The sequence below is a fragment of the Isoptericola luteus genome (assembly GCF_020297055.1).
GTDB lineage: Bacteria > Actinomycetota > Actinomycetes > Actinomycetales > Cellulomonadaceae > Isoptericola > Isoptericola luteus.
On the sequence record NZ_JAIXCQ010000018.1, the window covers coordinates 34,785 to 45,495 of the forward strand.

Genomic DNA, 10,711 nt, shown 5'->3' on the forward strand with positions numbered 1-10,711 from the left:
CGGGGCCGCGCGCGGCCTTGAGGTTCCACGGGCACCATGGCCCCATGGAGTCGCGCCCCAAGGTCACACCGCTGGTCCGCCCCGCCGCCCGACGCAGCCACGTGCCGCCGCTGGGGGTGCACCCCACGCCGGACGGCGGCGTCGACGTCGCCGTCGCGGCGGCGCACGCGGACGGCGTGGAGCTGTGCCTCGTCGACGTCGTCGACCCCGACCGCGACGCGCACGACCCGCAGCGGTACGCCGAGCGGCGTGTCGTCCTGGACGGTCCGACGTACGGCGTCTGGCACGCGCACGTGCCCGACGTCCGTCCCGGTCAGCGGTACGGGTTCCGCGTGCACGGCGCGTGGGACCCGGAGGCCGGCCAGCGTCACAACCCCGCGAAGCTCCTGGTCGACCCGTACGCGCGCGGCATCGTGGGCGACGTCGCGTACGGACCCGAGACGCTCGGCGCCGTCTCGACGCTCGTCGACGGCGACGGCGACGGCGAGGATCCCGGCCGCTGGGTCGCGGAGCGGTACGGCGCGCCGGACGAGCGCGACTCGCTCGCCTTCGTGCCGCACTCCGTCGTCGTCGCGTCCCAGCCCGCCCCGCCGCCGCTGAGCCGTCCGCGCGTGCCGTGGGCCGACACCGTGGTCTACGAGGCGCACGTGCGCGGCCTGACGATGCAGCACCCCGACGTGCCGCCCGAGCTGCGCGGCACGTACGCGGGCGTCGCGCACCCGGCGACGATCGCCCACCTGCAGGACCTGGGCGTCACGACGCTGGAGCTGCTGCCCGTCCACGCGTCCACGAGCGAGCCCTGGCTCGCGGGGCGCGGGCTGACGAACTACTGGGGCTACTCGACGCTCGGCTTCTTCGCCCCCCACGCCCCGTACGCGACGCGCGCGGCGCAGGACGCCGGGGCGGCCGCCGTCCTGGACGAGGTCCGCGGCATGGTGCACCTGCTGCACGAGGCCGGGATCGAGGTGCTGCTCGACGTCGTCTACAACCACACGTGCGAGGGCGGCGACGACGGGCTCCACGTGGCCTGGCGCGGCCTCGACAACGCGGGCTACTACCTGCACGACGGCGCGTCCCCCGCGGCGCTCGCCGACGTGACCGGCACCGGCAACTCCCTCGACTTCCGCCGGCCGCGCGTGGTCCAGCTCGCCCTGGACTCCCTGCGCTACTGGGCCGAGGTGGTGGGCGTGGACGGGTTCCGCTTCGACCTGGCCGTGACGCTCGGCCGGGGCTCGCACGGCTTCTCGCCGGACCACCCGTTCCTCGTGGCTCTGCAGACCGACCCCGTGCTCAGCGGCCTGAAGCTGGTCGCGGAGCCGTGGGACGTCGGCCCCGGCGGGTGGCAGACCGGCCAGTTCCCGCCGCCGATGGCGGAGTGGAACGACCGGTTCCGCGACGCGGCCCGCGGGTTCTGGCTGGACGCCCCGCGACAGGGCTCCCACGGGCGCGACATGCACGGCCTGCGGGAGCTCACGACGCGCCTGGCCGGCTCGGCGGACCTGTTCGGCCACTCGGACCCGCCCCTGATGCGCGGGCCGGTCGCGTCGGTCAACTACGTCACCGCCCACGACGGCTTCACGCTGGCCGACCTGGTCGCGTACGACCACAAGCACAACGAGGCGAACGGCGAGGGCAACCGCGACGGGTCGGACCACAACCTGTCGTGGAACCACGGCGTCGAGGGCCACGCGCCCGACGGCGAGGGTGACCCCGACACCACCACGGAACCGTGGTCCGCCGTCGTGCCCCTGCGGCGGGGCTCCCAGCGCAACCTGCTCGCCACGCTGCTGCTCTCCGCCGGGACGCCGATGCTCACCGCGGGCGACGAGTCCGGCCGCACCCAGGGCGGCAACAACAACGCCTACACGCAGGACGACGCGACGACCTGGCTCGACTGGGGCTGGCGCACGTCCGACGACACCGCCGCGGCCCGCGACCTGTACGCGACCACCCGCTTCCTGCTCGCGCTGCGGCGGGAGCACGCGGCGCTGCGGGCGGACTCGTTCTTCCTCGGCACGCCCCGCCCCGGTGAGGACGTGCCCGACCTGCTGTGGTTCACCGCCGAGGGCACGCCGATGGACCGGGACGCCTGGAACGTGGCCGGTCGGCGCACCGTGCAGATGCTTCGCCACGGCCCGGGCGACGGGGACGCGCACGTGCTCCTCGTGCTCAACGGCGCGCTCGACGACGTCCCGGTCACCCTGGCGCCCGCCCCCGAAGGCACCGCGTGGGAGCGGGTGTGGAGCTCCACCTGGGACCGTCCTGAGCCGCCCGCCGACGACGAGCCGGAGGACGTCGTGCTGGAGTCGCTGAGCGTGGAGCTCTTCCTGGGGCGGTGACGGCCGGACGTCACCCGTGTGCTGGACGTTGCTCCTCTGCCACACTGCGGGCATGAGCGCCGACGCTTCCCCCGCTGCCCAGCCCGCAGGACCGTCCGCCGAGGTGATCGTGGTGGGAGCGGGCCTCGCCGGCCTGGTCGCCGCCACGGAGCTCACCGCGGCCGGGAGACGGGTCGTGCTGCTCGACCAGGAGCCCGAGGCGTCGTTCGGCGGCCAGGCGTGGTGGTCGTTCGGCGGGCTGTTCCTCGTCGGGTCGCCGGAGCAGCGGGCGATGGGCGTGCACGACTCCCCCGAGCTGGCCTGGTCGGACTGGCTGGGGTCGGCGCAGTTCGCCCCCGGCGCGGAGCGGGGCGAAGGCCCGGACCGGCACGGGTACGCGTGGGCGCACCGCTTCGTCGAGTTCGCTGCCGGCGACCTGCGCTCCTGGCTGCACGCCAAGGGCGTGCGCTGGTTCCCCCTGGTGCAGTGGGCGGAGCGCGGCGGCTACACCGTGGGCCACGAGGGCGGCGCGCCGCTCGAGCACGGCAACACCGTGCCCCGCTTCCACGTCACGTGGGGCACCGGGCCGGGCATCCTGGCGCCGTTCGTGACGGCGGCCCGCGCGGCCCGCGACGCCGGCCTGCTCGACGTGCGCTTCCGCCGGCGGGTCACCGAGCTCGTCACCACCGACGGCCGGGTGACCGGGGTGCGGGCCGAGGTGCTCGCCGACGCGCCCCCGGACCCGGCGCACCCCTTCGCAGGTCGCGGCGCGCCGTCGAACCGCGACGTGGTGGGCACGGAGGAGATCTCCGCGGGGGCCGTCGTCATCGCCACGGGCGGCATCGGGGCGAACCACGACCTGGCGCGCAAGCACTGGGACCCGGCGGCCGGGACGCTGCCGGAGCGGATGCTGTCCGGTGTGCCCGACTCGACCGACGGGCTGATGCTGGACGTCGCGGCCGACGCCGGGGCGGCGGTCGTCCATTCCGACCGCATGTGGCACTACCCCGAGGGCATCGCGAACCACTCTCCCGTGTGGACCGACCACGGCATCCGGATCCTGCCCGGGCCGAGCTCGCTGTGGCTCGACGCCGACGGGCACCGGCTGCCTGCGCCGCTGTTCCCGGGGTTCGACGCCCTCGGTGCGCTGCAGCACGTCACCGGGCGCGGTGACGACCACTCGTGGTTCGTGCTCAACAAGGCGATCATGGAGTCGGAGTTCGCGCTGTCGGGGTCGGAGCAGAACCCGGACCTCACGGGGAAGAACCTCGGGCTGCTCGCACAGCGCGTGCTGCCCGGCGCCGTGGGCCCCGTGGCACGGTTCGCCGCCGAGTCCCCGGAGTTCCTGTGGGCGGACTCCCCCGCCGAGCTCGCGGGCAAGATGAACGCGCTCGTCGACGCGACGCCCGGATCGACGGGGCACGTGGACCCGGCCGAGCTGGCCGCCGTGGTCGCGGCGCGCGACGCCCAGGTCGCCAGCGGGCTGGGCAAGGACCCTCAGGTGGTCGCCACCCGGGCCGCCCGCGACTACCGCGTGGACAAGCTCATCCGCGTGGCCAGGCCGCGTCCGCTCACGACGCCGAAGGACGGCCCGCTGCTCGCCGTGCGGCTGTCGGTGCTGACCCGCAAGACCCTCGGCGGCCTGTGGTGCGATCCCTCCGGGCGGGTGCTGCGGGCCGACGGCTCCGTGCTCAACGGGCTGTGGGCGGTGGGCGAGGCCTCCGGGTTCGGCGGCGGCGGCGTGCACGGCCACCGCGCGCTCGAGGGCACGTTCCTCGGCGGGTGCCTGCACACCGGCCGCGTCACGGGGCGAGCGCTGGCCGCCGACGCCTGACGCCGGGGTAGCTCAGGGGCACCCCCGGGGGCACGTCAGGTGCCGCGCGTGGCCTCGAGGCTGCGCAGGTGGGTGTCGAGCACCTGCCGGCAGGTCTCGGCCGTGACGAGCTGCGGCTGCAGCACGGCCTGGGTCGCGACACCGTCGAGGAGCGCCCAGAGCCGGGCGGCCTCCACGGCGGGGTCGAGGCCGGGCCGCATCCCGTCGGTCGTGACGTAGCGCTCCGTCAGCCGCGCGACGAACCCGCGGGTGCCCGCGGCGGCCTTGCGCGCCGCTGCCGCGAGCGCCGGGTCGGTGCGCGCCGCCGCCGCGAACTCCACGAAGACGGCGACCTCGGCGTGCCGGTCCTCATCGAGCGGCAGCAGCTCCTCCAGGGCGGCCTGGACCGTCGCCCGGCGGGCCGCGAGCGGCCGGCGTTCCCAGTGGGCGGCGGCCTCGACGTGGCCGAGGAGCCTCGCGGAGACCCGCTCGACCATCGACGTCATCGCGAAGAGGACGAGCTCGGTGTGCGAGGTGAAGTAGTGCCGTACCGAGCCGATGTTCAGCCCGGACTCGGCCGCGACGTTGCGCAGCGACGCCCCCGCGAACCCCTCGCGCGCCACCAGTCGCAGGACGGCGCGGACGATGTGCTCGCGACGTTCCACCGGGTCCACCAGCTTCGGCATGGGCTCTTTCTATCACCACTGTGATACGTTCTGGTTTTATCACAGTCGTGATACGAACGGAGACATCATGGAAACCCTGTCGACCCTGCTCCTCGTGCGCTTCGGCCTCGTCGCGGGCGCCGTCGTGCTCGTGGCGGTCGCGGTCTTCGCCGCCGCCCTCGTGCTGCGCCGCCGCGGGCGGCTCGACGACGCACGCCGGCGGATGGAACCCGTCGTGCGCGCCGCGGCCCGCGCGGCCGTCGACCGGTACACCGGCACGCCGCGACCGCCCGGCGACCGGTACGCCGGCCCCGCCCGTCACGACGCCGGCCGTCGCGCCGGCCGGGACACCGACGACGACGGCGCCGCGCCAGGGACCCGGCCGTGACCGGCAGGCTCGCCGGGACCTCCGGCGACGAGATCGTCCGGCTCCTGGTGCACGACGCGCTCGTCAAGGGCCTGATCCTCGTCGGCGCGGTCGTCGTGCTGATCGTCGCGGCGGCAGTGGTGTGGCGGCTGCTCGGCCGCCCGGAGCGTCACGACCGGCGTCCGCCGCCCCGCTCCTGAGCGAGTGGACGCGCGGTCGGCAGGCGGGCTGGATAGCGTGGAGGCCGTGACGTCACCGCAGCCCACGCCGCCCGCGCCGATCGGGCGCATCCCCGTGCTCGAGGTCTCCCCCGTCGTGGAGGGAGGCCGGTGGCCCGCGAAGGCCGCGGTCGGCGAGGTCGTGCCCGTCGAGGCCACCGTGTTCCGCGAGGGGCACGACGCCGTCTCCGCCACCGCCGTCCTCGTGGCCCCCGACGGCACGGACCACTCCACCGCGCCCATGACCGACGTCGCGCCCGGCCTCGACCGGTTCCGCGGGTTCCTGCAGCCCGACGCCACCGGGGAGTGGTCCTTCCGCGTCGAGGCCTGGTCCGACCCGTACGCGACCTGGGCCCACGACGCCGCCATCAAGTTCGAGGCCGGCCAGGACGTCGACCTCATGCTCGCCGAGGGCGAGCGGATCTTCGACCGCATCGTCACGCCCGCGTCCCAGGCCGCCCGGACCCGCCAGGACGCCGACGTCCTGGCGGCCGCCGCCCGCGAGCTGGCCGACGACGCCCGGCCCCCGGAGGCCCGGTTCGCGATGGCGATGACGACGGCGGTCAAGGACGCCCTGCGCCGCTCCCCGCTGCGCGAGCTGGTGACCGCGAGCGCCACCTACCCCCTGCGCGTGAGCCGGCCGCTGGCGCTCGCCGGGAGCTGGTACGAGATGTTCCCCCGTTCCGAGGGAGCCACGCAGGAGCGCGGCGTGTGGCGCTCGGGCACGTTCCGCACGGCGGCGAAGCGCCTGCCCGCCATCGCGGAGATGGGGTTCGACGTCGTCTACCTCACGCCGGTGCACCCCATCGGCACCACGTTCCGCAAGGGCCGCAACAACACCCTCGACCCGCAGCCCGGCGATCCGGGCAGCCCGTACGCGATCGGTTCGCCGGACGGCGGGCACGACGCCGTCCACCCGGAGCTGGGCACCGAGCAGGACTTCCGCGACTTCGTCTCCGCCGCCCACGAGAACGACCTCGAGGTGGCGCTCGACCTCGCGCTGCAGTGCTCCCCCGACCACCCCTGGGTCACCGAGCACCCGGAGTGGTTCACGGTGCGCGCGGACGGCACGATCGCCTACGCCGAGAACCCGCCGAAGAAGTACCAGGACATCTACCCGCTAAGCTTCGACACCGACCCCGAGGGGCTGAGCGCCGAGATCCTGCGGATCGTGCTGCTGTGGATCGACCGGGGCGTCACCGCCTTCCGCGTCGACAACCCGCACACCAAGCCCCTGGACTTCTGGGAGTGGCTGCTCGCCCGCGTGCACGCCGAGCACCCCGACGTGATCTTCCTGTCCGAGGCGTTCACGCGGCCCGCGATGATGGCCACGCTCGCGCGGATCGGCTTCCACCAGTCGTACACGTACTTCACGTGGCGCAACACCAAGGCCGAGATCGAGGAGTACCTCACGGAGGTCTCCGGTCCTGCCGGCTCCGTGCTGCGCCCGTCCTTCTGGCCGACGACGCACGACATCCTCCCCCCGTACCTGCAGCACGGCGGCGTGGCGGGGTTCGCGGTGCGCGCCGTGCTGGCGGCCACCGGCAGCCCGACGTGGGGGATCTACTCCGGGTACGAGCTCGTGGAGAACGTGCCGCGCCCGGGCGTCGAGGAGCAGATCGACAACGAGAAGTACGAGCTCAAGCCCCGGGACTGGTCGCAGGCCGAGGTGATCGGCATCTCGACGCTGCTGCGCCGGCTCAACGAGCTCCGCCGCGCCCACCCGGCCCTCCAGCAGCTCCGCGACCTCACCGTGCACCCGACGACGAACGACCAGGTCGTGGCGTTCTCCCGGCGCGTGCGGGCGGAGCACCTGCCGGCCACGGGGCACGCCGGCAGCCAGGACGACGTCGTGCTCGTCGTGCTCAACCTCGACCCGTGGGGCGTCCAGGAGGCCACGGTCCTGCTCGACCTGGAGGCCCTCGGCCTCGCACGGCCGGACGGCGTCGAGGACCAGCCCTTCTTCGTCGCGCACGACGAGCTGTCCGGTGCCACGTACCCCTGGGGCGCGCATCCCTACGTGCGGCTGGAACCCCGGGTCCAGGTGGCGCACCTGCTGCGGGTGGGCCTGGCATGAGGGCGCGGTCGTGACGACGGCGGCCCCTTCAGGGCGGGAGCGCGACCCCCGTGGGGCCGCCGTCGTGCCACGCCCGATCACCCGCCAGCTACCGGTGCAGGCCCTGCCTCCGCGCCGCCAGCCCGCACCGCCCCCGCTCGACAAGCCCGGGCTGGACGACGACCCCGAGTGGTACCGCCACGCGGTGTTCTACGAGGTCATCGTGCGCGCGTTCTCCGACACGGACGGCTCGGGGACGGGCGACCTGCGGGGGATCACCGCGCGCCTGGACTACCTGCAGTGGCTCGGGGTCGACGCCCTGTGGCTGCCGCCGTTCTACCCGTCCCCGCTCCGCGACGGCGGGTACGACGTCTCGGACTTCACCGCGATCGCCGGCCAGTACGGCTCGGTGGAGGACTTCACGGAGCTCGTCGCGGAGGCCCACGCGCGCGGCATCCGCGTGGTGGTCGACCTCGTGATGAACCACACCAGCGACCAGCACCCGTGGTTCCAGGCGTCGCGCAGCGACCCGGACGGTCCCTACGGCGACTTCTACGTGTGGTCGGACGACACCACCCGCTACGAGGGCGCGCGGATCATCTTCGTCGACACCGAGACGAGCAACTGGACGTTCGACCCGGTGCGCCGCCAGTACTTCTGGCACCGGTTCTTCTCCCACCAGCCGGACCTCAACTTCGAGAACCCGCGGGTGGCCGACGCGATGCTCGACGTCGCGCGGTACTGGCTCGGGCTCGGGGTGGACGGCTTCCGGCTGGACGCCGTGCCGTACCTGTTCGAGGCCGAGGGCACCAACTGCGAGAACCTGCCCGAGACGCACGCGTTCCTGCGCCGGGTGCGCCGCATGATCGACGACGAGTTCCCGGGCCGGATCATGCTGGCCGAGGCGAACCAGTGGCCCCGCGACGTGGTCGACTACTTCGGCACCGCGGACGAGCCCGAGTGCCACATGTGCTTCCACTTCCCGGTGATGCCCCGGCTGTACTACGCGATCCGGGACCAGCGCTCGCGCCAGCTGCTCGACATCCTCGCGGACACGCCCGACGTCCCCGCCCCCGGCGGGCAGTGGAGCACGTTCCTTCGCAACCACGACGAGCTGACGCTCGAGATGGTCTCCACCGAGGAACGTGCCGCGATGTACGGGTGGTTCGCCCCCGACCCACGGATGCGCGCCAACGTGGGCATCCGGCGGCGGCTCGCCCCGCTGCTCGACAGCTCGCGCAAGGAGATCGAGCTCGCGCACGCGCTGCTGCTGTCCCTGCCCGGCTCGCCGTGCCTGTACTACGGCGACGAGATCGGCATGGGGGACAACATCTGGCTGCCCGACCGCGACGCCGTGCGCACGCCCATGCAGTGGACGCCCGACCGCAACGCAGGGTTCTCCACCGCCGACCCGGGCAAGCTGTACCTGCCGCTGGTCCAGTCGCTCGTCTACCACTACGAGCACCACAACGTGGAGGCCCAGCTCGACCAGCCCTCCAGCCTGCTGCACTGGGTGCACGGCATGCTCGCCGTGCGGCGGCTGCACCCGGCGTTCGGCGTCGGGACGTTCACCGCGCTGGACGCCGACGACGAGGCCGTCCTCGCCTTCACCCGCTCGACCCCTGCCGAGACGCTCCTGGTGACGGCGAACCTGTCGACGACGGCGCGCTCCGCCAGCATCTACCTGCCCGGGTACGAGGGCTGGTCGCTGACGGACGTGTTCGGCGGCGCCCAGTTCCCGGCGGTCGGCGCGGACGGCGGGGTCGCGATGACGTGGGGGTCGCGCGACTTCTACTGGCTGCTGCTCACCCCGCCCGGTGGCGGCTCCCCCGACGACGCGCGGCCGGGCGGCGACGGGGAATGACCGGCGTCTGGGTGCAGCCCGCGGGCGCGGAGCCCGACCCGACCGTCGGGGAGCTCCTCGCCGCATGGCTGCCCGGACGGCGCTGGTTCCCCGGCAGCGGCTCCGTGCACGCCGAGCCCTGGCTCGCGGTGACGTTCGACGACGCCGGACCCGGACCCGGACCCTGGGCCTCGGCGCCGGGGGCGGACGTCGTCGTCCTGCTCGTACGGCTGACCGGCGCGGGCCTGCCCGGCGGGACGGCCGTGGTGCAGGTGCCGCTGGTGCTCTCCTCCGCCGCCGAGCGCGGGCCCGGGTTCATCGCCGTGGTGACCACGGGGTCCGGCGACGTCGCCGTGCACGACGGCGCCGCGCACCCCGCCTTCTGGCTCGCCCTCCTGCACACGATGGGGCTGGACGACGCCGCGGACGACGCCCTCGTCGCCGGCGGCCGCGTGCTCGCCGGCGAGCAGTCGAACACGAGCGTGGTGCTGCCGGGGGTGCCGTCGCCGGCGGGCACCGGCGGGATGCTCAAGATCCTGCGCACCGTGGTGCCCGGCCCGCACCCGGACGTCGTGGTGCCGCAGGCCCTCACCCGCGCGGGATTCGCGGGCGTGCCGCGGTTCCTCGGCGCGCTGGAGGTGGAGACGCCGGTGGTCGGCGCGAGCACGACCGACGGCGCCCGGTGGCCCGGCGGCCCGACGGCGCTCGCGGTGCTGGCCGAGCTGGTGCCAGGCGCCCGCGACGGCTTCGAGCTCGCGTGCGAGCTCGCCGGCCGCGACGAGTCCTTCGCGCCCCGGGCGGCCGAGCTCGGCGGCGTCGTCGCGGAGCTGCACACCGTGCTGCGTCAGGCTTTGCCGCCGGGCCCCCGGCTGGTTCCGCACGACTTCGTCGAGGCGCTGCGTCGCCGCGCAGCGACGGCGGTGGCCGAGGCGCCCGCTCTCGCCGCGCGGTCGGCGGCGATCACCGCCCTGCTCGACGACCTCGAGCGACGGCTCCCGGCGCTGCGGCTGCAGGCGATCCACGGCGACCTGCACCTGGGGCAGGCGCTGTACGGCCCGTCGGGATGGAAGGTGCTCGACTTCGAGGGGGAGCCGCAGCGCCCCGCCGCGGAGCGCACCGCTCCCGACCTGCCGGCACGCGACGTCGCCGGGATGCTGCGCTCGTTCGGGTACGCGGCGGCCGTGGGCGGCGCGTCCGCCCCGGTCGGTTGGTACTCCGAGGCGGGGCAGGCGTTCCTCGACGCGTACCGGGAGCGCGCCGACGCCCCGGAGGCGGACCCGCCGACGGCGGAGGTGGTGCTGCGGGCGCTCGTGCTGGACAAGGCGCTCTACGAGGTGGTGTACGAGACCCGGCAGCGGCCCGACTGGGTGCACATCCCCCTCACCGGCGTCGACCAGGCGCTGAACCTGTTGTGAGCGGGCGATCGGCCCC

The 10,711-nt window shown here is 74.6% G+C and carries 8 protein-coding genes; 7 read left to right on the top strand and 1 reads right to left on the bottom strand.

The window, feature by feature from the left end:
• The first annotated feature begins 44 nt into the window (after positions 1 to 44).
• On the top strand, positions 45 to 2,339 hold the full coding sequence (gene glgX, locus LEP48_RS17805; protein ID WP_225566920.1) for a glycogen debranching protein GlgX: 2,295 nt from the start codon (positions 45 to 47) through the stop codon (positions 2,337 to 2,339).
• A 52-nt stretch (positions 2,340 to 2,391) separates the two neighbouring features.
• A complete protein-coding gene (locus tag LEP48_RS17810; protein WP_225566921.1) occupies positions 2,392 to 4,152 on the top strand; it encodes an FAD-binding dehydrogenase in 1,761 nt (586 codons plus the stop codon).
• A 35-nt stretch (positions 4,153 to 4,187) separates the two neighbouring features.
• Here LEP48_RS17810 and LEP48_RS17815 read toward each other — a convergent pair whose 3' ends face one another.
• Positions 4,188 to 4,817 carry a TetR/AcrR family transcriptional regulator gene (locus LEP48_RS17815; RefSeq protein ID WP_225566922.1) on the bottom strand — a complete coding sequence of 210 codons (630 nt, stop codon included), beginning with the start codon at positions 4,815 to 4,817 and terminating at the stop codon, positions 4,188 to 4,190.
• A 67-nt stretch (positions 4,818 to 4,884) separates the two neighbouring features.
• Between LEP48_RS17815 and LEP48_RS17820 the strand changes: the two genes are divergently transcribed.
• The 5 genes from LEP48_RS17820 to LEP48_RS17840 all read left to right on the top strand — a co-directional run bounded on the left by LEP48_RS17820 (position 4,885) and on the right by LEP48_RS17840 (position 10,695).
• A complete protein-coding gene (locus LEP48_RS17820; RefSeq protein ID WP_225566923.1) occupies positions 4,885 to 5,184 on the top strand; it encodes a hypothetical protein in 300 nt (99 codons plus the stop codon).
• A complete protein-coding gene (locus tag LEP48_RS17825; protein WP_225566924.1) occupies positions 5,181 to 5,363 on the top strand; it encodes a hypothetical protein in 183 nt (60 codons plus the stop codon). Before LEP48_RS17820 ends, LEP48_RS17825 begins: the two co-directional genes overlap by 4 nt.
• Positions 5,364 to 5,400: 37 nt before the next feature.
• Positions 5,401 to 7,458, top strand: coding sequence for an alpha-1,4-glucan--maltose-1-phosphate maltosyltransferase (locus LEP48_RS17830; RefSeq protein WP_225566925.1), 2,058 nt, complete (start codon positions 5,401 to 5,403; stop codon positions 7,456 to 7,458).
• 64 nt (positions 7,459 to 7,522) lie between these two features.
• On the top strand, positions 7,523 to 9,301 hold the full coding sequence (gene treS / locus LEP48_RS17835) for a maltose alpha-D-glucosyltransferase (RefSeq protein ID WP_422723855.1): 1,779 nt from the start codon (positions 7,523 to 7,525) through the stop codon (positions 9,299 to 9,301).
• Complete coding sequence (locus LEP48_RS17840) at positions 9,298 to 10,695, top strand: phosphotransferase (protein WP_225566926.1); 1,398 nt, start codon at positions 9,298 to 9,300, stop codon at positions 10,693 to 10,695. The genes treS and LEP48_RS17840 overlap by 4 nt, the downstream gene beginning before the upstream one ends.
• Positions 10,696 to 10,711 lie beyond the last annotated feature (16 nt).

Bases quoted from the DNA above. Each gene is read 5' to 3' on its own strand.
- glgX (WP_225566920.1), top strand. From the start codon at position 45: ATGGAGTCGCGCCCCAAGGTCACACCGCTGGTCCGCCCCGCCGCCCGA.
- LEP48_RS17810 (WP_225566921.1), top strand. From the start codon at position 2,392: ATGAGCGCCGACGCTTCCCCCGCTGCCCAGCCCGCAGGACCGTCCGCC.
- LEP48_RS17815 (WP_225566922.1), bottom strand. From the start codon at position 4,817: ATGCCGAAGCTGGTGGACCCGGTGGAACGTCGCGAGCACATCGTCCGC.
- LEP48_RS17820 (WP_225566923.1), top strand. From the start codon at position 4,885: ATGGAAACCCTGTCGACCCTGCTCCTCGTGCGCTTCGGCCTCGTCGCG.
- LEP48_RS17840 (WP_225566926.1), top strand. From the start codon at position 9,298: ATGACCGGCGTCTGGGTGCAGCCCGCGGGCGCGGAGCCCGACCCGACC.